The organism is Pseudoalteromonas sp. SR43-5 (assembly GCF_014163835.1).
Classification (GTDB): domain Bacteria; phylum Pseudomonadota; class Gammaproteobacteria; order Enterobacterales; family Alteromonadaceae; genus Pseudoalteromonas; species Pseudoalteromonas distincta.
Genome location: NZ_JACJEA010000001.1, coordinates 231,903 through 257,698 on the forward strand (window position 1 = coordinate 231,903; position 25,796 = coordinate 257,698).

General features: G+C 37.7%; 14 protein-coding genes and 1 tRNA gene. 7 read left to right on the forward strand and 8 right to left on the reverse strand.

What is annotated here, in order from left to right:
• Nucleotides 1–5: 5 nt before the first annotated feature.
• From neuC to H5090_RS01145, 7 genes are all read right to left on the reverse strand, one after another.
• The gene (gene neuC, locus H5090_RS01115; protein ID WP_182694789.1) at nt 6–1,160 is read right to left on the reverse strand and encodes a UDP-N-acetylglucosamine 2-epimerase; all 1,155 of its coding nucleotides are present in this window, start codon (nt 1,158–1,160) and stop codon (nt 6–8) included.
• Entirely contained in the window at nt 1,160–2,314 is a 1,155-nt protein-coding gene (locus tag H5090_RS01120; protein ID WP_182694790.1) for a LegC family aminotransferase, read from the reverse strand. The genes neuC and H5090_RS01120 overlap by 1 nt, the downstream gene beginning before the upstream one ends.
• Nucleotides 2,315–2,329: 15 nt before the next feature.
• Nucleotides 2,330–3,520: a UDP-N-acetylglucosamine 4,6-dehydratase gene (locus tag H5090_RS01125; protein WP_182694791.1), complete on the reverse strand. Its 1,191-nt coding sequence runs from the start codon at nt 3,518–3,520 to the stop codon at nt 2,330–2,332.
• Between the two features lie 147 nt (nt 3,521–3,667).
• On the reverse strand, nt 3,668–4,624 hold the full coding sequence (locus tag H5090_RS01130; RefSeq protein WP_182694792.1) for a Wzz/FepE/Etk N-terminal domain-containing protein: 957 nt from the start codon (nt 4,622–4,624) through the stop codon (nt 3,668–3,670).
• An 82-nt stretch (nt 4,625–4,706) separates the two neighbouring features.
• On the reverse strand, nt 4,707–7,385 hold the full coding sequence (locus tag H5090_RS01135; RefSeq protein ID WP_182694793.1) for an SLBB domain-containing protein: 2,679 nt from the start codon (nt 7,383–7,385) through the stop codon (nt 4,707–4,709).
• A gap of 122 nt (nt 7,386–7,507) precedes the next feature.
• On the reverse strand, nt 7,508–8,290 hold the full coding sequence (locus H5090_RS01140; protein ID WP_024596589.1) for a YdiY family protein: 783 nt from the start codon (nt 8,288–8,290) through the stop codon (nt 7,508–7,510).
• A 186-nt stretch (nt 8,291–8,476) separates the two neighbouring features.
• Complete coding sequence (locus H5090_RS01145; RefSeq protein WP_002958438.1) at nt 8,477–9,295, reverse strand: mechanosensitive ion channel family protein; 819 nt, start codon at nt 9,293–9,295, stop codon at nt 8,477–8,479.
• A gap of 284 nt (nt 9,296–9,579) precedes the next feature.
• Between H5090_RS01145 and H5090_RS01150 the strand changes: the two genes are divergently transcribed.
• From H5090_RS01150 to H5090_RS01180, 7 genes are all read left to right on the forward strand, one after another.
• Nucleotides 9,580–9,655: transfer RNA gene (locus H5090_RS01150), tRNA-His, on the forward strand.
• Nucleotides 9,656–10,225: 570 nt separating this feature from the next.
• Nucleotides 10,226–11,551 (forward strand): surface lipoprotein assembly modifier, encoded by a 1,326-nt coding sequence (locus tag H5090_RS01155; RefSeq protein ID WP_182694794.1) that lies wholly within the window; start codon nt 10,226–10,228, stop codon nt 11,549–11,551.
• A gap of 12 nt (nt 11,552–11,563) precedes the next feature.
• On the forward strand, nt 11,564–12,685 hold the full coding sequence (locus H5090_RS01160) for a FecR domain-containing protein (RefSeq protein WP_182694795.1): 1,122 nt from the start codon (nt 11,564–11,566) through the stop codon (nt 12,683–12,685).
• Nucleotides 12,686–12,724: 39 nt separating this feature from the next.
• Entirely contained in the window at nt 12,725–19,138 is a 6,414-nt protein-coding gene (locus H5090_RS01165) for an Ig-like domain-containing protein (RefSeq protein WP_182694796.1), read from the forward strand.
• A 25-nt stretch (nt 19,139–19,163) separates the two neighbouring features.
• The gene (locus H5090_RS01170) at nt 19,164–19,997 is read left to right on the forward strand and encodes an MBL fold metallo-hydrolase (protein ID WP_182694797.1); all 834 of its coding nucleotides are present in this window, start codon (nt 19,164–19,166) and stop codon (nt 19,995–19,997) included.
• 14 nt (nt 19,998–20,011) lie between these two features.
• Nucleotides 20,012–22,237, forward strand: coding sequence for a CHASE2 domain-containing protein (locus H5090_RS01175; protein ID WP_182694798.1), 2,226 nt, complete (start codon nt 20,012–20,014; stop codon nt 22,235–22,237).
• The gene (locus H5090_RS01180) at nt 22,209–23,870 is read left to right on the forward strand and encodes an HD family phosphohydrolase (protein WP_182694799.1); all 1,662 of its coding nucleotides are present in this window, start codon (nt 22,209–22,211) and stop codon (nt 23,868–23,870) included. The genes H5090_RS01175 and H5090_RS01180 overlap by 29 nt, the downstream gene beginning before the upstream one ends.
• 288 nt (nt 23,871–24,158) lie before the next feature.
• On the opposite strand, the gene H5090_RS01185 is transcribed toward H5090_RS01180, so the two are convergent.
• Nucleotides 24,159–25,586, reverse strand: coding sequence for an NAD-dependent succinate-semialdehyde dehydrogenase (locus H5090_RS01185; protein WP_182694800.1), 1,428 nt, complete (start codon nt 25,584–25,586; stop codon nt 24,159–24,161).
• Nucleotides 25,587–25,796 lie beyond the last annotated feature (210 nt).

A 25,796-nucleotide genomic window follows, 5' to 3' on the forward strand; every position in this document is an offset into this window, starting at 1 on the left:
ATTTCTCATTTTAAGTCGTAAAAAGATTTGCTCGGCTCAAATTCTAAAGATTTAAGCATTTGAATTACTTGAGCGCTTGCATTACCAGCGCCATATGGATTTGTTATTGTTTCGCCAGGAGTTTTATAGCTTCCTGTAATAGCCGATTTTATCGCTGCTGAAATAGATTCTCTTGTCGCAGTGCAGTTAAGAACACTTTTAGCCGCTAAACGACCTTTTTGTCTTATACCTATATTAACTGTAGGCACATTGAACGCAGGAACTTCAATAATTCCGCTTGATGAGTTGCCTATAACAGCCGCAGCATTTTTTACAGTGCTGAGGTAGCGCTTTTGTCCCAATGAAGGTATTGCACAAACTCTAATTGGATATTGTTTAGCGTAGTCTTCAAGTATTGGAATTATACGACGACCGCCATCATCGGCATTGGGATATGTTAGAATAACTTGATGATCTTTAAAATTATCTAATGATTCAAGTAATGCAACAAAGCTTTGCTCTGGAGGCTCTGCACCTAAAGTTACGGGGTGATAAGTAACAAGAAAGTAAGGCTGCTTCAAATTAAAGTTTAATGAGTTGCCAATTTCATTGACACTCATAAAGTCACTTCGTGCTAAATGATCAAGACCAATTGCACCAACATTTTTAACACGGTCAGGTACTTCACCTAGCTGTATAACACGTTGGCGATACTCCTCAGTAGACGTTCCATGTAAATAGCTAAGCTTGGTAATAGCATGGCGAATCGCATCATCATATGCGCCTTCAGTTATTTCTCCACCGTGCAGGTGTAAAATAGGTATACGTAATATCATCGCAGTTTGAGCAGCGGCGAGAGCTTCGAAGCGATCACCTAAAATAACAAGCGCATCTGGCTTTAATCGACTTAAAGCGTCAGCAAAACCTAGCACACCTAACCCCATACTTTTAGCTATGCCGACTGCGGTATCTGATGATAATAGAATTTCTATTTTCTCATCTATTGTAAAGCCATCTTGCTCTATTTGTTTATAAGTTTCACCAAACTCTGATGACAGATGCATACCTGAAACTAATAGCTGTAACGTAAGCTCTGGATCATTATAAATGTCTTTTATAAGCCAATATAGGAGCCCATATTCAGCACGCGTACCTGTAAAAACAGCTATTTTTTTTGTCATTATAACTCACCTAAACTTTCAAGTGGAGAGCTTGGTATATTAACTAAATGAGCTTCAATAAACTCTGAGTGAGTTAAATCACCACGTAGCGCATTTTTAAACATAGGTAATCTATGCATTAATTGCCATATTGGTCGAGTCATTACACCTTCAGCATTAGTTTGCTTTAGGAGCTTTTCTCGCTCAGAATGATTTGGGCAAATAATTGCATTTAACCAATAATTTGATTTTGCATAGCTAGGCTCTGTTACAAATTGAAAATCAGATCCTTTAAAAAAGTCTAAATATAAGTTCGCAAGGTGTCGTTTATTATCGACAAATACTTTAAGATTTTCCATTTGCGCACATCCAAGTGCCGCGTTTAAGTTAGGCATGCGATAGTTAAAACCCGCTTCATCATGAAAGAACTCATACGGATGAGGAGCCTTAGCAGTAGTTGTTATATGTTTTGTATGCTGCCCTGACTCTAAACTTTTACATAAAACCATACCACCACCACCTGTGGTAATAATCTTATTTCCATTAAAGCTAATAGCACCAAAATCACCTAACGTACCAGTATGCTTACCTTTATAAAAAGAACCTAGACTTTCTGCAGCATCTTCTACTAAAGCAATACGCCACTCATTACACACATTGATTAGTTCATCAAGCTCAACAGGGTGCCCAAATGTATGCATTGGTACAACAGCTTGAAAACGTTGCTTTGTTTTTTTATGTATAGGTCCTGACTCGGTTAGCACTGCATGCTGCTCTAAAAATGCAGACAGTGCTTTAGGGCATAATCCCAGGTTCAAAGGTGACACATCAACAAAGGCGGGCTCTGCCCCCATGTGATGCACTGCATTACAGGTTGCTACAAAAGTTAGAGCTTGAGTAATAACGATATCGTTACTTTTAACATCTGCCATATACAATGCTACATGTAATGCTGCGGTGCCATTTACAGTAGCAACTGCTTTTGGAGTTCCGGTGTAAATTTCAATATGTTTTTCAAAGTCATCTACAAACTTACCAACACTTGAAACAAACGTACTACTAATTGTTTCTGATACATACTCTTGTTCATTCCCTGAGAAAGTTGGCGCGTGTAGAGGAATAAACTCATTCGTTTGGTAAAGATCTTTTACAAATGAAACAAGCTGTTTAGTCATAATATATCTACCTAATTACATTTTACCATCAAGGTATTTGCCGGTTTCTTTATGCCCAAAATCAGGAATCATTTTAAAGAAAAGTGAGACAATTTCGTCTTTTGTCCAAGACTTATCAGCTTTCATTTGAGTAATTTTTTCTTCAAACTCAGCAAGTAATGCTTGGTCGAAAATAGCATCATTTTTGATAATGCCTAAATTTTCAAAGCGATCCATATCCAATGTTTCACTGTCAGTAAAAAATTCTTCAAAGTCTTTTTCACCAGTGGTGTCACTTTCAGTAAATAAACAAGGCCACTTACCTTGAGTAGGTAATGTTTTTACTAGCTCGCGTGCTTCGTCTTCAGTTTCGCATAAGAAAGGTTCATAACCACGATCTTGAAGGTATTTAACAGCAATGTCTGCAAAGGTGATTAGATGCAAAGCTTCACTTAATTTTGGAAAAAAAATATCTCTATTTTCACCAAAAATACATGACATTAAACATAGCTCACCAGATTCTTGAGGTGTAACAAAGTAGCGCTTGATATCACTAGGTGCGACTATTGGTTGTTGTTTTTGTATGCGCTGATTAAAACCATGTAACAATGAGCCATCTGAAAAAGCCACGTTTGCAAATCGAGCGGTAGAAATAGCAATGTCTTCACTTTTACGCATTAAGAACATTTCCATTATACGCTTTGAAGCCCCCATCATATTAACTGGATTTGCTGCTTTATCTGTAGATACACAAAAGTATTTTTTAGCACCACAATCAATCGATTGCTGAATCGTTTTATCTGTATTAAAAACATTTACGTCAATCATACGCATTAAGGTAAATGGGTCTTTTTCACTACGAACATGCTTAAGCGCGGATAAATTCAATACATAGTCATATTTTCCGTCAGCTTTTATAAATGCATCATACTCAACTGAGCCAATATCAAGCGCGAACGTTTGAAACTCGCCCTCTATATAACCAAACGAACTACGAATATCACGCACCAACTCAACCATGTTATTTTCACTAATATCAACAACATGAAGTTTTCTAGGATTGCGTTTAAATATTTCTTTCGTGACAGCCTGTCCTATTGAACCTGCCCCCCCCAAAACTAGGAAAGTTGAGCTTGATACAGCTTTTTTAAGCTTTTCATTTGAGTCTTCAATATCATGGGAAAACAACTCTTCTGTGCGGCCTATTAGGGAAAGTAAATTGCTCACTCTGAATCCTTTGATTTATACATATTGTTTCAAAAACTATAAATTAATATATTAAAGTTACTTATTAATGGAGAATATGTTTGATTAAAAATGTGAATATTAAAAAGCCACTAGCGACTTAGCCACCTAGAGCTTCGATAATACATATTATTTTCTTAAAGCATGTTTTAATAATAAAAATAAAACGCTAAGCATTCCACCTAGAAAAACACCCAAAATAACAATTAACGCCCTCTTTGGTTTACTTTTTTCTTCAGATACTAGAGCTGGATCTATGGTCTTAAATACATATTCATCTCGCACATTTGCTAACATAATTGTTTTAGCTTGCTCTTCAATTAGTTTATATAAGATGGTTCGTATATCTGCAATGTGAGTTTTTTCTATTTGTTTAGTCAAAAAATCAGTGCTTCTATTAGCCTCTAAAACATCTCTTTCTTTCATTTCTTGGTTAATATCTTCAACTAACCATTTAGCCCACTGTTGAGCTATATAAGGTGATATATGTTCAATAGACAGAGTTACCATTCCTGTTTCTGAGTTTAAGGTTGCAGAAAAAATTTTACTAAACTCTTTATATGCTTCTTGCATTGAAGGTTTTGCTTTGTAAGGAGCTTCGACTTCTCGGAGCCACTTTCTTGATTCAAAGTTGTAAATTTCTTCATCATAGACAACTTTATTATTCATCAAGTCCCAGGATTTAATTGCCATCAACTCAGGTAAAATATTATGCTTTTGTATGAAGTCACTTGTAAATCGCCTCGAAACCAAGACCTCAAGTGCAAGCTGGCTTTTATTTGTATTTTGAGATGCTAAATTTACACCGGCTAAACTCGCTAAACCACCAAATTGCCCTGCTAGTGCTGATAGTCCACCACTTTGCTCAGACTCTGTAGGAGCTAACAATACTTCAGATGTGTATATGTTAGGTTTGTGTAAAGCATATACAATTGAAGCAACCCCGAAAAGAAATGTAACAAAAATAACAGTCCACTTCCCTTTCCATACGATAGAAAACAGTTCTCTCAAGCGTACCTCATTGTCAATTGAGTTAGCTTGAAAGAAGTTATTATCTTGATTATATGATTGTATATTTTTTGACATAAAACTTTAATATCCTAAAAGCATTGGCTGCAAATAACAGTGCTTAAATTACCTAACATATAAAAAATCAGTACATTAAAAATCAAAGACTACCAATCGCTGCAACTGCCACACCAAGCTGATAAAGAATCTGCGTTGCTGTGCTCCAAAGCGTTAGCTTGTCCATATGTCCTGCATCCATTGGTATTACTATTGTGTCACCTGGTTCTAACTGATCAGCATTATTTGCTGCAAACCAGCCTCCTGTGTTTGGTATTTTCACTGAACCATTAGCTTTAATAATGTAAATTCGATCTTCAGCCGCACGCTCTTTAAGGCCACCACTTAGCGCTATATAATCATCAACACTAACACCTGATTTATAAAGATGTGATGTTGAGTAGTTAACTTCACCTATTACACTGATTGAATCGCGCTTGCTTGGTACATAAAGTGTATCACCATCTTGCAGTACTAAGTTTTGTTGATGATTTACAATTAAAGGTAAATCAATTACTAAACGCCCTACGGCTTCAACACTTGCGAGGTCGTTTAACAGCTTGTTCATTTCTTCATAAGAAAGTGTGTTGCTACTTACCGAGTTTTGGAAGCTTTTAGAAGCAATGTCGCGACGAAGCTCTGTAGATAAACGCGCTAACTGCTTTTCCTCTTGCTCTTTAATTGATGTACGGGTAAATACAGCTGCTTTTTGTTCTGCAAATCGTGAAAAACCACCTGCGCGTTCAAGTAATTCAGTTAGCGTTTCACCACGGCGTATAGTGTACGTACCTGGAAATTTAAGCTCGCCTTTTAATTCTACTTTTACATTTTCTTGCCAATTTGGAATTGCAAAAACGTTGATACTGTCTTTACTTTGTAATGTAATATTACTTTGAAGGTCGCCTTTCATGGCGCTTTCAAGATCAAATCGTAAGTGTTCTATTTTAGAACCATCGCTGGCTACAATACGTGTAATTTCAGCTTGTTTTACGTAGGCAGACTCCAGCAAGCCACCGGCTGCTGTTATTAAATCACTTACCTCACCACCAATCATTAGTGGATAAATACCAGGGAAAGTTACATTCCCGCTGATTTCAACTAATTGCATTGCTTGTTGCACTGATGCTTGCTGTTTAAATTTAGCAATAATTGGCGCTAACAAGTTATGGCGACTAAATAATGCATAATCCTCAGGTTTGAGTTCTTGCTCTTCTTCTTCTTTTGCTTTGCGTTTAGAAATTTCTGCAATTGTTAGTATTTTATTGTCTTCAAGAACAAGCTCTTCGTCTTCTTGATTAACACCAATATATTTTTCGAACTCTTTTTGCTCAAACTTGTGCCATTGCTCTGCTTTTTGTTGCTGCTCTTGTTGCTCTTGGCTAAGAGCCATATTTGCTAGAGCTGATTGCTCTGCTTCTTTTTCTTCAAAACGACTAAATACAACTATCTTGTCATTAGCTTTAAGTTGTAAGTTGTTTTCAGGATTTTTAATAATCGCTTGAGCAACGTCGAACTGATGCGCTTCTATATCGCCGTTTACATTTATTTCGCGGATTACGAGGCCGTAGCTTAAATCAGCTTGCGGTAGTAGGTCACCGCGTATAGATTTAAGTACATCTGAAATACGCTTGCCTTGGTGCCATTGATAATTACCTGGGCGTGCTACTGCACCAATTAAGCTAATTGAATTTTGATATTGCGAGCTAACTGAATTAAAGCGAATACGGTCGCCATCTTGTGGGATATAGTTAATTTGTGGTTTTGAAAAATCGACCGAGAGTACTTCTTTACGATCGAAATTAAAGCGCTCTACAATTGCGCTTTTAGCGTATGCATTGGGTTTAAGGCCTCCGGCCATCGCTAATAACTGCTTAGCAGACTCGCCTTTTTTAAGTTCAAAAATAGCGGGACGTTTAACTGCACCTTCAACTGTTACTTGAGCGCCAACTGACGGTATAAATACTGCATCGCCCGGTTTTAATACGATGTCGTTGCTGCTATCGCCATTAATAAGTAAATCGTAAAGGTCAAAATTTGCTACAACCTTGCCTGCGCGTTTAACTTGAATATTACGAAGAGAAGCAATATCAGACACGCCACCGCTTACAAATAATGCGTGCGAAACGGTTGTTAATGATGAAACACTGTAGCTACCAGGCTTGTAAGCCTCTCCTAGCACTAAAATACGCATGCTACGAAGCTGACCAAGCGATACAAACGCTTTTACACCAATTACCTCTTGCTCTACTTTTACTTTTACTAATTCTTTAATTTCAGCAAAGGTCAAACCGGCCACTTCTACAGGGCTTAAATCTGGAATACTAATACGTCCTTCACGGTCAACTATAACTTCAAAACTGTCACTTTCTTTACCATAAAAGTTTATTTTTAATTGATCGCCAGGGCCCACAATATATGTATCTGGTACTGCGGCATTTTCGCTTGGCATAAATGTAGTTGGTTCACCTGCAAACAATTCGTAACCGTACGGCTTTAATTCGTCTGTTTTTGGTTTAAAGCGCTCTTCATCTGTAAGCTTTTCTTTTTCGGGTTCTGCGCGCTCACCAATACTATTTTGCTGCTGTGTATTATTTTGATTATTAGATTGGTTTGTACCAGTGATCGTTGCTATATCAACACCGTATTGTTTTGCGAGGGCTTCTTGTTGAGCTTTAGGTAACTTTTTAAATTGCTCAATTTGAGACGCTGTTGGCGTAAAAGCCAAAGTACTAAAACTACAAAGTAGAATAAAAGCACTAATAAATTGTGTAAAAACTTTCACGAGTAGGTATATCCCTAGGTCTACAACCAAAATTGGCCGCTATAATACCTTAATTTTAAGAAAATAAAAAAGGGACTTTCGTCCCTTTTGTCACTTTAGTGTCATTAACTTAACTACATTGGTTAAAAACTGTAAACCAACGTGAATGACGTTTCAGTGTCAGTGCTTTCTTTATCGTCAGCAACATCTGAGTTGTTAGTGACATTAAAAGCGACTTTCATTTGTAACGAGCCGTTTATTTTTGCAAGTAATGCAGTTTCAGAACGAGTTTTAGTGTTTGTATCACCGTACTCAACAGCAACTAATTGAGTAAAACGTGCATTCTCAGAAATTTGCCAGTTGTAATCTAACTTACCCAAGGCAATTACTTCGCCTTCAAATTCACCAGCAAGAGAGTTACCGTTGTCATCAACTTCAGTGCTGTCATCTGGGTATTCAAAGTATTTATAACCAGGACCAATTTCAGCACTTAGCCACATAGTTTTTTCGTTTAATAAACGTAAACCGTAACCTGCAGAAATTACTGACTCACTTCTATATGCTCCAAAATAATCTGAAACGTGTGAACCATAAATGAATAAATGAGAATGATCTTCATTTAATTTGTAATTACCTTGTGCAGAAATTGAATACTTCTCGTTAGTGCGCTGCTTGTTTTTGTCACCATTAGCATCTTCAACTTCATCTTCTTTGTAGATGCCGTCTAGCTTGTATTCGTTGTTCCAGTGTTCAAGGTTGTGCTGAACTTTAATGCCACCTTTAAGCGTGGTCGTTTCTGTATTACCACTTGTGACAATAGCACCTAATTCACTGGTAACTTCCCATGTTCTTTGTTCTGCGTCTGCAGCAAATGCGTTTGTTGCAGCAGAAGCCGCAACTAAAACTGATAAAAGCTTTAATTTCATTAAAAAATAACCTTTGTATAAATGTACATCTATTTTATTAAAGCGTTACTTGTTAGAGCAAGCTAAACAGCTAAGTAATAATGTAAAAAATTTTCATGCAGCAAATACCGCATGAAAATTTTATGTTTAATAGCTCTTTAGCACTATAACAATTAAAGATAACTTTAATTAAATAACTATTTAAAATTAGTCTTGCTTGTGAAAGTGAACATCCATTTGTGGAAATGGGATAGTAATATCTGCATCATCTAATGCGATTTTAATATTTTCCATTAATGACCAGTAAGTAGGCCAATAATCAGCAGCGTTAACCCAAGGACGAACAATAAAGTTAACACTTGAATCGCCTAACTCATTTACAGATACATTGTAAGCTGGATCTTTAAGTATGCGTGTTTCTGCATCTAATACAGATTTTAATACTTCTTTTGCGTGACGTAAATCAGCATCGTAGCCAACACCAATAACTAAATCGATACGACGAGTAGACTCTCGTGAGAAGTTAGTAATAGCACCAGACATTATTTGAGAGTTTGGTACGATAATTACTTTATTATCTGGAGTACGTAGTTCAGTTGAGAATATTTCGATTTTTTTAACTGTACCCATTTTATTACCTGCTTCAACAAAGTCACCAGACTTAAATGGACGAAGTAAAATAATAAGTACGCCTGATGCGAAGTTAGATAATGAACCTTGTAATGCTAAACCAACAGCTAAACCGGCAGCACCTAAAATAGCAATGAACGAAGTTGTTTCAATGCCAATTTGCGAAAGTGCCATTAAAATAGTTACAGCAAATACAAGTGTGTACACAATACTTGAAACAAATGAACCGACAGCTTTATCTACTTTCTTTTTAGCAAAACCTTTTTCAGTTAAGTTAGAACAAAACTTAGCAACACGACTACCAAGTAAAAAGATAACAAGCGCAACAACAGCTTGTATACCGTAGTGTAAAATTAGGCCTGAGTTATCGTTAAGCCAATTAAGTACTGAATCCATATTTACTCCAAATGTTTTTTATTAAGCGTTTTCGGGCATTATTATACATTAATTTACAATTTATTCTCATGAAATAATGAATTAATACTATTAAATGCAAGTATATTCTATTTTTTAGAGGCATTTATGCGATAAAACATAGCCTACTTTGAAAAAATATTAACGACTAAATACTAATTATATTTGCCTGATTTAAATTATTTTAATTTATTTCACTTTTGGGCTTCACAACAATTATTATTTTATGTATTATGCGCGCCACACCAAACAAGGTGTGTGTAGTGGCGGTTGTAGCTCAGTTGGTAGAGCCCCGGATTGTGATTCCGGTTGTCGCGGGTTCAAGCCCCGTCAATCGCCCCACTTTTTTCCTAGTAAGCCTTCATATTTATACCCTATCTTTACTCTGTAATATAAACTCTAAAATACCTCAATATATTAGCCTTACAACACAATTATTAATACTCTAGTTAAACCCACTAATTTACAAATCTCGCGCTGCGATTAAATCATCCCTAGATTAAAAAATTTCAATCCACAAAGATCAACACGCCCTAATTAGCAATAATATTTAATAAACAAGTATTTAATACCAATTCGCTTAATTAAGTGATCTATTTTGAGGATGGAAAAACATGTTAATAGCTTGGCAAAAAATTCGCTATTTAGTTGTTCTCGGCAATTGCTCCTGCATTGCTCTACCTTCTGCATCCATGCAGTCGTAAATGAGAATTTTTTAACACAGGTAGCGGCACGTTTAGCCCCGCAAAATGATTAAGTATTATCGCGGATTGGTATAACTCGTTACTTATCTACAATTAATTAACCAATGTGACTGTATTAACTATACTTAGCTACAAAAAGTGGTAGGTTTCTAATGTTGGCATCACTTTTTACTAAACATCAAACTTCTACTGGGATATAAAATTAAGCATGATTAAACAGGTTTTAGGAAATTTACTGTGTAGTTGTTTAGCTGTAATGAGCTTTAACTCATTGGCTCAAAGCAATGATGAATACAATAAGCTATTGATTGAGCTTCAAAAATTAGTTTCTGAAAAAAAATACACTCAGGCTTATCAAAAAAGTAATAGTGAATATCAGTACCTAGGCGAACCCGTATACGACTTTTTATTAGGGGTCAGTGCACTTAAAACAGGGCATGCGGCGCCAGCTGTATTTGCCTTTGAGCGCGTGGTTGAAAATAATCCTAGATGGTATGAAGCTCGCTTGTACTTAGTTCGTGCTTATTTAACAGTTAATAATTTACCTGCTGCCGATACTCAAGCTTTAATACTAATTAACTCACCTGACACACCTAATAATATAAAGTCTTCAGCACAGTCATTGCTAGAAACTGCAGCACTTAAGCAACAAGAGGCTGGACGCTCTTATAAACAAAATATTGAGCTTGCCCTTGGCGTAGATGGCAACGTAAACGCAGGTACTGCAGAAAATACGATTATAATTCCTAATATTGGTGAGTTTTTGTTATCGCCAGAAAGTAAAAGTACGCAGGACAACTATGCACGACTTAATTACAGAGGAAAGTACTCTCACCCTATTGATCAAAAAAGCTTAATCACTTTAAGTATTGATACCGGGTGGTACAAGTTTGAAGAACTCAGTCAATACGATCGTATAAATGCGCACATTAATGCCGCCTATCAATATAAACAAAATGACATAAGTTGGTTTGCACGAGTTGCTACCACTCCGTTGATGCTTGATGGCGAACTTTATCGTACTGAATCAGCTTTAACAGCAGGTGCTAATTATAAGCTGAATAAACAAGTTAATTTATTTAGCTCTGCGACTGCTGGTGTTTTAAACAATAGATTTGATGAAAAGCTCGATAACTCATTTTATGCGATGAATGCAGGTGCTAGCTATGCAGCTAAAAATTGGTTTCAAAGCTTAAGCATTAACGCTAAAAGCGAGGAAGCGGACATTACTGAAGGTGAATTTAATAGCCGTAATATTACGAGCTTGTACTACCAAGTGAACACTCAGTTGGCTCAACATTGGCAGTTGTTATCTCTTGCTGGATACCAATGGATTAATTATAAAGATGATCACCCTTTATTTTTACAAGAACGTGCCGATAACCTCTTTATGTTCTCAACTTCTGTTCGCTACTTAGTTAATCGCGATTTAGCCATACAGTTGGCTGCCAACTATCAAGATAAATCCAGTAATATTTCTTTATTCGAATATGACCGTTTAGATATCAATTTAAGCGCTTCTTACTCATTTTAATTTAAGGTATTTATGAAACATTTACTCCCTGTAATTACCACTTTACTTTGTGTAAGTTTTTATACACAAGCAAACGACCCTGCTGGTAAAACTATTTTAGCACGAGGCTCTGTACTCGCGGTTGATGGAAGCAATGAACAACAACGACAATTGCAGCGCAGAGATACTGTTTTTGGCGTAGATCGCATTACGACTGGAGAGAAAAGCAAAGCGCAATTTTCGATGTTGGATGGTGGTTTAATAGCCTTAAAAGAAAACTCAGAATTAAATATTGCTAACTACGAATTTAATGACAATACCCAACAGGGCTCTGCTTCTATTGAGTTACTTAAAGGCGGTTTGCGCTCTATTTCCGGCGTAATTAAAAAAAATGGCGGCTCTTATAGTGTAAAAACTCCCGTAGGCTCTATTGGTATACGCGGAACGCATTTTGAAGTTCAGCTGGTTAAAGGCGATGTATTTTTAGCGGTATGGGATGGCGCAATAGATTTAACGTTAGAAAATAATAACGTGGTTTCTTTGGGTGATAACGAAGCATTTTCGTTTGCACAAATTACAGCCACTGGTGAAGTATTTAAAACGACACGTGCGGCACGTGTGTTTGATCAAAATATAGTAGCAATTGACTCTAAAGACGACAACGAAGAAGAAACTGAGCAAGCATCGGTAACTGAAGTTGAAGTAAATGCTTTTGAAGCAGATACAGGTGTCATGGATATATATTCTGAACAACAATTTCAAACTGTTAGCAGCGCATCTTTAGTCGATCAAATAGCTCAGCGCCAAGGTGTATTTAACTATGAGGCATCAAGCTTTAATGTAAATTCGAGTATGGGTGCTGTTACTGACTTTGCTATGACTATGGCAGTTGATTTTGATAATGGCACCGTACCTGATGGCGAAATTAGTTTTAATGACGCCGGTGGAAATTGGTATGCAGCTTACAGCGGCTTAATAAATTTAAGCGAACTTGAGCTGGCCGTTACATTTGCATCCCATGGTAACAATAAAGCCGAGGGCGATGTTGATGCAATATTTTTGAATGACCTAGACAATATTACTGGCAACTTTAATCTTAACGAAATAAATAATCCTGATGTAAATGCTAGCGGTTCTTTTAAATTAGAACCATAAACACATTGGATACAAAGCTTTTATTATGGAGTATTTAAAATGACAGCAAAAAATTTATTTTTGCTTGGTTCTATGGTGTTTTTGTTAAGTGCCTGTGGAGGCTCAGAAGAAAGCCCCACTCAAGAGACAATACAATCACCTACGGCTGAAGTAGTACCGCCATCGGTGACTAGCTATATAAATTTGGCTGGTGTTATAGCGAGTAATCAAACCAAGAGTACAAAAGTTTTAGGTGCTGTCACTTCAAGTAGAGGTGTTGTTGGAGCAAGTTTAGCAAATACTCGCGCTGATATTGTTTTTTCACAAACAAACGACACCGTACAAGGTAATGTTTCTTTTTTACTTGAAGCTTCGGATACTGATGGCATTGCTGAAGTTGATTTAGTACTCCCTAGTGTTAATAAAAGCATATCACTTTGTTCTTCTGATTGTGGTGTTGGCTACGAAAAGTCAATTATAGGCCTCAGCCCTGCGCTTTATGGCGTAACTCCCGGGGAAATACGTCTCGAAATATGGATAACTGACACTTTAAATAATCAAGTACTTGCTGATGCAATCACTTTTAACTGGCAACCATATCAAATTGAAGGTGTTACAGCACAACGAGACGAAGATAATATTAATCTTTCGTGGCAAGCCAACCCCGAACTTAATCGTTACAACGTTTATATTGCAACTCAAGCTGGAGTCTCATCTACTAATATTAATGAATTAGAGAACGGGCAACAATTTTTAAGTATTCAAAATACTGCATTAAGCATTACCGAGTCACTTACAGATAAAAGTTACCAAGTACTTATTACCGGTGTTGAAGGCAGTGGTGAAAGTGGTTTTGCTAATATAATAAACATAGCACCAGTGGGTGGAGAGCTTGCATTTGCACCAAAGGCAAATGCCGATCAGTTTCAGATAAATGAAGATCAAACTCTGCAAGGTAACGTGCTAACAAATGATACGAATCAATACAGTGGCGATTTACGTGTAAATGCAGATGCATTAATTCTACCGCAGCATGGCACTCTTAATATAAATGAAAATGGGGACTTTACTTATATCCCTATTGCAAACTTTAATGGTGAAGATGCCTTTAGCTATCAAGTTGCTAACGAGCTAGGTATGACAGATACCGCAGTTGTAGAGATAACCATTTTAGCTGTTAACGACGCTCCTATTGCGCTTGATAATACTTACAGCATTACAAATAATGGAACCTTAGTTGTCCTATCGCCAGGCTTACTTATAAACGATAGCGATATAGACTTAGATGACTTAACTGTTGATACAACGCCGGTTAGCGAACCAACCAGAGGACAATTAACCCTTTTTGATAATGGTGGCTTTGAATACCAAGGCGAGCAAAATATGCAAGGCCAAGACAGCTTTCAGTATAGAGTTGTTGATGCACAAGGTGCTCAGGCTATTGCAAATGTAACTATTGTAAGCTCAAACACTAACGTAGCCCCTATTACAAAAAATGATAGCTATAGTTTAAGCGAAGATGAAACACTTGTGGTTACAGCAGCCAATGGTGTGCTTAGTAACGATACTGACCCAAATAATGACAGTTTTTCAGTTGATGAAACGTTTATGGTGGCACCCACACATGGCCAACTATTATTAGCAACTGATGGCAGCTTTAGTTATGTGCCGGATGCTAACTTTAATGGTGTTGATCAATTTCAATATCAAGCTATAGACTCATTAGGTGCAACCTCTACAGCCACAGTAACTTTAGTAATAAACAGCGAACCCGATAACCCTGTTGCACAAAATGATGCCTATCAATTTAGCAAAAATAAACTATTTGAAGTAACAGTACAAAATGGCTTGTTAATTAACGACTTTAATATTGAGGCTGGTGATTTATCGGTTAATACCACGGCAATTAATGCAACTCAAAATGGCGAACTTACATTAAATGCTGATGGCTCGTTTACCTATCAGCCAGACTTAGGTTTTATTGGTGTAGATAGCTTTACCTATTCAATTTCAAATGAGCAAGGCTTAACTGCAACAGCTCAAGTAACCTTAAGTGAAAGCGGCGTTAATACTTTTCCAGAAGCCAATGACGATCAATATACGTTAGACGAAGACAGCTCTGCATCTTTATTAGATGTGCTAGCTAACGACACTGATGCAGATGGCGATACAATAAGTATTTCTAATATAGAAAATACTGCTGGAGAAGCGACTATTGTCGCCGGAAAAATACAGTTTACTCCACCAGCAAATTTTTCAGGTGAAATAGTATTAACTTACACCATTACTGATGGTTATAGCACTGGTAATGAAGGTATAAACGACAGAACAGCAAGTGTGACGATTACTGTTACACCCGTTAATGATGCCCCTACTGCAAATGCTGACTCAGCAACGATGAGCGAAGATGCTCCTGCGTTATTAGTTAACGTATTAGCTAATGACTCCGACATTGACGGCGATACTCTTGTGATAACAGCTGCTACTGCAGATAGAGGTTCTGCATCTGTTGTTGATAATAAAATCCAATATACGCCTGCTCCTAATACAAATGGAACAGCAATTATTAACTACACAATAAGTGATGGTAACGGCGGTACTGCAACTACTAACTTAACAATTACTATTATTCCCGTAAACGATGCTCCAATAGCAAACGCAGACTCAGCTACAATAGATGAAGATGCAGCGCCAATACTAATAAATGTATTAGCAAATGACTCAGACGTGGATGGCGACAGCCTTGCCATAAGCGCAGCATCAGCTGATATTGGCTCTGTATCAGTGGTTGGCAATCAAATTCAATATACACCGGCAGCCGACGACAACGGCGTAGCAACAGTTACTTATACTGTAAGCGATAGCAGCGGTGGTGCCAGTACAACAACGTTAACTATCACTATTACACCTGTAAACGATGCTCCAATAGCAAATACTGACACAGCAACGATGGATGAAGATGCAGCGCCAATACTGATAAACGCATTAGCCAATGACTCAGATGAAGATGGCGACAGCCTTGCCATAAGCGCAGCATCAGCTGATATTGGCTCAGCCTTGGTCGTTGGCAATCAAATTCAATACACCCCAGCTGCGAATACTAATGGACTCGCCACGATAACTTATACTGTTAGTGATAATAATGGTGGAACAGATAATACCACGGTCACTATTACTATAACGGCAGTGAACGATACACCTGTTGCCAACAACGATACTGCTACTATGGCTGAAGATGCAGCACCAATACTGATAAACGTATTAGCCAATGACTCAGATGAAGACGGCGACAGCCTTGTCATAAGCGCAGCATCAGCTGATATTGGCTCAGTCTCAGTAGTTGGCAATCAAATTCAATACACACCGGCAGCAGACAACAACGGCTTAGCAACAGTTAGTTATACCGTTAGTGATAATAATGGTGGAACAAATACTGCCACGGTCGCTATTACGATAACTGCCGTGAATGATGTACCTGTTGCCAATAACGATACCGCTACTATGGCTGAAAATGCAGCGCCAATACTGATAAACGTATTAGCCAATGACTCAGATGAAGATGGCGACAGCCTTACCATAAGCGCAGTCTCAGCTGATATTGGCTCAGCCTCAGTAGTTGGCAATCAAATTCAATATACCCCAGCTGCGAATACCAATGGACTCGCCACGGTAACTTATACTGTAAGTGATAATAATGGTGGAACCAATACAGCCACAGTCGCTATTACCATAACTGAGGTTAACGATGCACCTGTAGCATCGGTTCAAAGTTTTAGTATTAGTGAAAATGCTACAGATGGCGACATCATTGGGACTGTTAGCGCGTCAGATATTGAGAACCAGACCTTAACTTATAGTTTAACTGGTGGTGACACTGCTTCATTTGAAATTAATAGTAGCTCTGGTGTTTTATCAACCGTAGGTGAAAGCCCATTTGATTTTGAAACAACTAATCAATATATCTTAAATGTGACTATAACTGATGATGGCACACCTAATGAAAGTTCAAACGTTAACATAACCGTTAATATTACTGATGAAGTTGAACTTCTTATTCCAACTGAAGATGTGACATTTGGCCGCCCAATTACAGGAGAGCTTGATCTTTCGAACATTTTTTCTGGTGGTGAGTTTAAAGACAGTATTGAGCTTAATGGCAACCTATATTTTGTTGGTTTTACCAACAATGCTGATAAAGACCTTCTTATTGTCTCTTACTCAAATAATGGTGATATAAATACTGCCTTTAATAACACCGGCACTAAAATACTCGATTTAGATCAAGATGAGGAAGCCACAGCTATTATTTCTGACGGTACAGATCTTTTCATTGCCTATTCGAGTTTTGATGGCACCCATAATGAAGCTTGTATACTTAAAATGGATCTCGCTGGAACGTTAAGCACTGGTTCGGATGATGACGATGATGATGACGACGGTGAAAGTGGCGCAGGTATTCAGTGTACAACGCTTAATAGTACTACCGTTATTAATGACCTTGAAATTGATGACGATAAAATACTGGCTGTAGGTAAACACTTTGATGGGATTCAAAACGATAGCCTATGGATACATTACAAAAAATCAGATCTAGATTTTGAGAATTCTACTCCAGCTATTGTCGATGTTAGCGGCGCTAATCGAGATGATGAAGGCTTTGCAATTAAGAACTTTGATAAATCCGACTACTTAGTTGTAGGGACTGTTACCAGTGCAGAGGGAACAAAAGACTCTCTAATTCGTTATTTAAAATCTGATGGCGATAATGACAATAACTTTAATGGTGGCGCAGCACTAATAATTGATATATCAGATAATAATAAAGACGACGAACTTTTTGCTGTAGGCGGAGTTATTGATTCTGAATTTACTGCCTTCGCAGGTGGATATGTAACAAGAACCAGCGGTGAAAAAGAAGCGGTAGTATTAGCTATTAATAAAGATGGGGAGCTGATCACCACCTTTGGTAATGCTGGTATAGCAATTTATGATATTGATGGTAATGGTGGAAATGGCAATGGCGGCGCTAAAATTACAGGTATTAAACACGAGCCTAGTAACAATGGCATTAGTTTGTCGGGGACGACTGGCGTATCAGCCTCAGAAAAATTATTTTCAGCACGGATTAATAATCAAGGTACTTTAGATAGTGCCTATGGCACCTCCGGCATTAATATAATTGATGGTATAAGTGGTAAGCAATTTGCCAACACTTTAGCTATCGACCCTAATGACACTATTTGGGTAGCTGGTGTTAATGATGATTCAAGTACAAAACCGTTTATTGCAGCAATAGATAGTCAAGCCACATTATTTAGTAACTTTGAAACCAGTGGTTACTCTACCTTTAATAATTTAGTAGATGCGACTAACGATGAATCAATGAACGTTTTACAACTTAGCAATGGCCCTCAGGTCGGTAAGTATATTCTTGCATCAACGGCTAAATCGAACTCAATTACTAAGTTAGTATTAACACGCTTTACGAGTACGGGTGCTATAGATACTAGCTTTAGCGAAAGTGGTCATAAAGAAATTGCCATAGATTTGAGCGTACCTAATATAGCGTTGGTTGAACACAATAGCGGCAGCTTATTTATTGCGGGATCTAAAAGCAAAACTGACGGTGAAGAGGGCTTTATAGCTAAAGTTGATCAAAATGGTGATTTAGATACCTCATTCGCCAGTGATGGTATTTACTCTACTTCTATTTCAGGTGCTGAAAAGCTTAACTTAACTGATTTAGCACTACATGATGGCAACGTTGTAGCAGTTGGCTCTGTAGTTATAGCCGATACTCCTAGTTCGTTTATCATGATGCTAGATTCTGACGGTACACTTGACGATGACTTTGGTAGCAATGGAAAAATTATAGGAACACCTTTTGAATATTATGAAAGTGTTTTTATCAGTGATGATAGTATTTTTATTGGTGGTAAATCTGTATCAGGTGCCAGTTCAGAATTAATAGCATTAAAGCTCGACTCTGACGGTGAGCAAACCTACAAATACATAGGTGAAACAACCATTGATTCCGAGAATAAAATGGTAAAAGTATTAGTCGACGAATCAAATAAATTATATTTAATTGCAAACGTTGTAGATACGCCTAATAAAGCCAGTATTACGCGATTACTCGCATCTGGAGTAATTGATGACAGCTACCCTTTAGACCAATATACATTAGCTTCAACGGGAGATACCGAAGTAAAAAGTGCCGTTTTTGATACCAACAACAATATTGTTTTAGTTGGTATGGGCAACAATAAAGGAATGTTAGCGCGCATTTTAACTGACGGTACTTTAGATAATACGTTTGGAGCCAGTGGTGTCGGATTTTATGAAGCAAGCCAATGTGTCAGTACACATGTATTTACTTCAATTATCCTGCAAAATGATACCCAAGTTGTTGTAAGTAGCACTTGTAATGACACTAACTCTAACAATGTTAGTATTTCTAAATTCAATTTTTGAAGCAGATGGAGCTTAGCCTTAAATTATGAAAGTTGAATTTTTTGGTGTTAGAGGCTCGATGCCTTCAGCTGGAAGTAATACACACATTTTTGGGGGAAATACCTCATGTGTGTACATTGAACAAAACAACGGTAAAGATCTTATTTTAGACTCTGGTACCGGTATTGTAGAACTCGGTACACGTTTACTAGAAACACAAAGTCCTATCAATATTTTGCTAACGCACAATCATTGGGATCATATTCAAGGGTTTCCTTTTTTTAAACCTATCTACCAGCCCAACCGCAATATAACCATTGTAGCTGGCAACGTTGATGATAAAAAAAGCCAAGATGCCATATTAAAGCAAATGAGTGGTTCGTACTTTCCTGTGTGTTATCAGGATTTACCTGCCAATATTACGCTTAATACTGATTTATCGTCTCAAAAGCAATTTACACTTAACGGTTTTTTGGTTTCTACTGCTCCACTGAATCACCCTGGTGGCGGTACTGCTTATTGCATTAAAGCAGATGAAAAAAAGATAGCTTACGTTACCGACAATGAGCTAAACCCACCAGACAAGCTAAACACAAGTATTTGCGAATGGAGTAATTTTATTGAAGGCGCTGATTTACTAATTCACGATGCTCAATTTATAGATGCAGACTTGCCTCTTAAGCATGGTTGGGGTCATAGCACCATAGATCAGGTTGCTGAGCTTGCTATAAAAGCGAGTATTAAAAATGTGATTATTATTAGCCACGATCCATCAAGAACCGATGAACAGTTAGTCTCTATAGAAAAGTATTTACACACGCAGTACGCTCAACAGGTAAAAATAGAATGCGGCCGAGAAGGACGAGTTTTTGATTTTTAGTCTATCAAGGAGCGTTGCTCATTAGCTTCTTAAAACCCATTACCTCAAAGCACTTTTTTATTGGCGCTGTTATTACGTTAATAATTGCATCAATAGAGTTATTTTCAACTGGGTCGCTTGCAAAGTTAGTTAACCGTGTAGAAGGTATAATATACGACTCTCGATTATTACTGACGCTTTCAGAGACGCCTAGGCGCATAGATGAAACCGTTGTAATAATTGATATCGATGAAAAGAGCATGCAAGAACAAGGACGCTTTCCTTGGAGTCGCTCAAAAGTAGCTGACCTTGTTACAAAGCTTACCGATGCAGGTGTTATTGTTATTGCATTCGATATATTTTTTTCTGAACAGGAAGAAAACCCTGTTACAAAAATTATGTCTGAAATTCCTGGCTTATCAAAAAAGTACACCATCCCCTTTGCTGAAATTACTAAACAAGTCGATGCAGACACAAAACTAGCAAGCGCATTATCTAAAAATGATACTGTTCTTGGTTTTTTACTAATTGATGAACAACTGACTAATCAAAACTTGCCAGCTAAAAACAGTGTTGTATGGGCAAGCGAAGAGCACACTAATTCACAAATAAACCAGTTTCCTGGTGCTATTGTAAATATTCCACAGTTACAAAATGCTGCAACGGGCACCGGCTTTATTAATGCACATATTGACGAAGATGGCTTTATACGTAAAGCAGCTCTTATAAATCGAGTTGGCGATAAGCTTTATCCTTCTTTAGCACTTGAAGTTGCTCGACTTTATACCCTTGCTGAAAACATAGAAACCCGTTCCAATAGGTTAGATGGTATAACCTTATTCGAAGGTATAAAGTTTCAAGATAAGTGGATTCAAACTGATGAGTATGGGCAAATATTAATTCCTTACAAAGGGCGTGCGCATAGCTTCCCCTATTATTCGGCTACCGATATTTTGACCAAAAAAATTGGTTTAGATGAATTAGAAGGCACAGTAGCCTTTATTGGTACTTCCGCCGTAGGGCTTGCTGATTTAAGATCAACACCTGTTGGTTTGCAATACCCGGGTGTGGAGGTTCATGCCAATATATTTGAAGGGTTAATGCACCCAGAGCTACTGCCATCTAAACCTAATTGGTCACAGGGAGCAAGCTTACTCATCATTGCATTGACGGGTTGCGTACTGTCGTTTTTTAGCCACGCTAAGAGCGCACGTTTTATTATTGTTTTGTCTCTTACAGTCACAAGTGTCGTTATATTTTTAAACGTTTATTTATGGTCAGTACAAAAAATTAGTTTACCTTTATTAATGCCTCTTTTACTTATCATTATATTAGCCGGTTATTACATCATTGTAGGCTCTATCGCTGAAATGAAACACAGCCGAAAAATAAAATCTATGTTTGACCAATATGTTCCTCCTGAGCGAATAAACCAAATGATACTTCAAGGTAAAAGTTTATCTCAAAAAAGTGAGCGAAAAAATATGACGGTGTTGTTTGCCGACATTCGTAGTTTCACTTCACTATCAGAAAGTATGTCGCCTCATCAGTTAAGTGAATATTTAAACGAATATCTTACAGCTATTACCAAAATCATATTTGATCATCACGGAACTATTGATAAGTACGTAGGCGATATGGTGATGGCATTTTGGAATGCCCCACTGAAAGATGAAAACCACGCTCGCCATGGTGTTGAAGCCGCAATGTCTATGATCAACGGGATAACGAAAATAAATCAGTTATTTGCAGAAAACAACCAGCCTGCAATAAAAATAGGTATCGGTTTAAGTACTGGCGACATGAATGTAGGTGATATGGGTTCGGTTTATCGTAAAGCCTATACAGTTCTTGGTGATACTGTTAATTTAGGTGCTAGAGTAGAAAGCTTGACCAAATTTTATGGCGTAGCTATTCTTGTTACAGAAGAGACGATGAAAAAATGCCCTCATATTTCATTTCGTTTAATAGATAAAGTGCAAGTTGTTGGTAAAACAGCCGCTGTACAGTTGTTTGAACCTATAAACTTTACAGATAAGCTCGATGAAGAGCAGTTAAATGAAGTTAAAAAGTCGCAGCAGGCCATGACGCTTTTTTATAATAAAAACTGGCCACAAGCACTTAGCTTATTTAAAGAACTACGCAGTACAACCGTATTTAGCCCCAACATTTATGCCATTTTTATTGAACGTATTAAGGGCACTGATTTGCAAACACTAGCTAAGGATTGGAATGGTGCCTTCAAACATACTCAAAAGTAGTAAACATATGCGACAGCACATTAAAGACAAAACAAATCTTCAGCACTTTATCGATATTAGCATTAGACTAACAACCGAAAAAAACTCGTCTAAGTTACTTGATGAAATACTGCAAGTTGTAATGTCGATAGCACATTCTGATGCTGGCAGCATTTACTCTATTACCCCAAACAAACAACTCAAGTTTGAAACGGTAATAAACAAGTCATTAAATCTTTATTTAGGTGGCACGTTAGGTGGTCCTGTTGATTTTCCTAATATAGATCTTTTTATTGATGGCAAACCAAATGACACTGCTATTGTTGCGCATTCTGTTAATACAGGGGAAGTGATTAACATTCCTGACGTGTATGATGCCTTGCCTTTTGATATGAGCGCTGCACGCAAAATGGATGCACGCACGGGTTATCGCTCTGAGTCCATGCTAACAATTCCTTTAAAAGATCATGAAGATGACATTATTGGCGTAATCCAGCTTATAAATGTAAAAGATGCGCAAAATAAAAACATTCCTTTTAGTGAAGAGCTCGTCACTCTAATTCGATCTTTTGCCTCTTTAGGCGCTATTTCGCTAACTAACTCAACACTAATTAAGGGAATGGAAGATCTCTTTTCGACCTTTGCTGAAACAATTGCGATGGCAATAGATGAAAAGTCTCCTCATACCGGTGGCCATTGTAAACGAGTGCCAGCACTCACGTTAATGCTAGCTGATGCCGTTAATGATATAAATAAAGGTCCTTTGGCTTCATTTTCGATGACTGAAGCTGACCGACATGAGCTTGATATAGCTGGCTGGTTACATGACTGTGGGAAAATAGCGACCCCCGATCACATCATGGAAAAGTCGACAAAACTAGAAACTATTTTTGATCGAATAAAATATGTAGATGCTAAATTTGAAATAATTAGCCGAGATTTAAAAATAGCGTATCAGCAAAAGATCATCTGTGCGATGAAGCTGAAAAAACCTATCGAAGTTCAACAATTTGAACGCCTACTTGATACCGAGCTTAAACAGTTGGCATTAGACCGTGCATTATTACAGCGTGTTAATGTAGGGGGCGAGTTTTTAGGTGATGCAGAACTTGAGCACATTGAACGCATTGCAAACAAATACCAACTCGTTATTAATGATATTAATACACCATTGCTCTCAGCTGATGAAGTTGAAAACTTAACAATACGAAGAGGCACGCTAACCGAAGCCGAACGTGAAGTAATGAAGCGTCATATGGATGTAACTAAAAATATTTTAGATGCCCTGCCGTTTCCTAAACACTTAAGCAATGTTACTGAATATGCTTTAGGTCATCATGAAAAACTTGATGGTACTGGTTACCCAAAAGGTTTAACCAAAGAGCAAATGTCGGTGCCTGCAAGGTTAATGGCTATTACGGATATTTTTGAAGCGCTATCTGCAGTAGACAGACCCTACAAAAAAGCAAAACCGGTCAGTGAGTGTTTATTTATTTTAGGGTCAATGGTTGCTAAAAACCATCTTGATGGTGATATTTTTGCTATTTTTATTGAGTCAGAGGTTTATAAAAATTATATCAACGAGTATGCAGATCCAGAGCAGTTAGATGAGATAGATTTTGATAATTTACCCGGTTACACACCTATAAGTTAGCACCTATAAGCCATGCCTTTATTCAAAATGCGCTTATTACAGTCTATAACTATTGAAACAAAAAAATGCCACCATACGGTGGCATTTACACACGGGGTTATTTCTACTTATAGAAATCCTTTTACTTTTTATTTGTTTTTTTATGTTGTTTTATTAACAAAAAATATGGCTCCAAAGGTAGCATTTAGTGCTCTGTGTAGCAACAGTAAAAGATAAAGTTCATATATCTGCCATATTAACGTCATAAAAAAGCGCGAAGTAAATTCGCGCTCATAAACTTAACGGGCGTTATATTTTAATACACACGTACTTTTCTTCTAAGTACTCATCAAGCCCTTGATGACCGCCTTCTCGGCCTAAACCAGATTGCTTAACACCACCAAATGGCGCTACTGGGTTTGATATAACACCTTCATTAACGCCGACCATACCAAATTCAAGCCCTTCACTAACTCGGTAAATTTGCTTAATATTTTGGCTGTAAAAATAGGCTGCTAGACCAAATGGTACATCGTTAGCAAGTGCAAGCACTTCACTTTCTTCATCAAAAGGAATAACCGTTAATACCGGACCAAATACCTCTTCGTGATAAATATCCATTTCTGTGGTGACATTGTTTACTATTAATGGATTTTGAAAGCTGCCACCTAAGTCACTATTATCGCCAATCAGCGTCGCGCCTTTATCGAGTGCGTCTTGTACTAACTGCTGTACTTTCTCTTTGGCTTTAGGGTAAATAAGCGGACCAATATCAACATCGTCTTCAAGACCATTTGCCACTTTTAATGCTGCAACCTTAGGCGTAATTTTTGAAAGTACTTTGTCGAGAATATTACGTTGTATAAAAATACGGTTTGCAGCAACACATGCCTGCCCACTATTTCTAAATTTAGCCGCCATTAGCCCTTCAATAGCTTCATCTAAGTCGGCATTATCAAAAATAATAAAAGGCGCATTACCGCCAAGCTCCATCGAGGTGCGTTTAATTGTGTCTGCACATTGCGATAGCAACTGCTTACCAACATCGGTAGAACCGGTAAATGTAAACTTACGCACGACTTCTGAGTCAGTCAGCATTTTACCTACTGTTTTGGCATCTCGAGAAACCAGTACATTAAATGCACCTTTAACAAAACCAGCTTGATCGGCTAGATGAGCAAGCGCAATAGCACAAAGTGGCGTGTGTTCAGAAGGTTTAAGTATAAAGCTACAGCCCGCAGCGTAAGCTGGCGCTACTTTACGAGTAACCATAGCAATAGGAAAGTTCCACGGCGTTATACCAGCTACAACACCGACAGGCTGCTTAAAGCTAGTTAAACGATGCGAGTCATCTGTTGGCGGAATTACATCTCCGTAACTACGTTTGGCTTCTTCTGCAAACCATTTGATAAAACCTGCACCGTAATCAATCTCACCAAGAGATTCTTTGAGTGGCTTGCCTTGCTCTTTGGTCATTAGCTCTGCAAGTGTTTGCTTGTGTTTTATTACTAGCTCATACCAGCGCATCAAGGTTTCGCTTCGCTCAGTGGCATTTGTCGTTTTTAACTTAACAAAAGCCCCTTGAGCTGCGTTTATTGCGCTATTTACACCCTGCTCGTCAATATCACTTACTTCAACAATACTTTTTTCGGTAGCGGGATCGTTAACGCTAAAGCGCGTATCGGTTTTATAAAATTCGCCGTTAATAAATGAGTCAGAAAAAATAAGATTACTCAAAATAAACCTCCAAAATTACGTTTTAAGGTGTTAGCTTTTAATGCGTGGCATAGAGCCAAGGCTAACATTTTAGGATCTTTGCTCACGTGAGAAGCGCAGCTTCTATATTTATAACCTAGAGTTAAAACACATAACGCCAGCAAGCTTTGCTTGCCTGCAAAATAACTTACGAGCTTTGCTTGTCACGCCTACAATTCACAAACAAAAAAG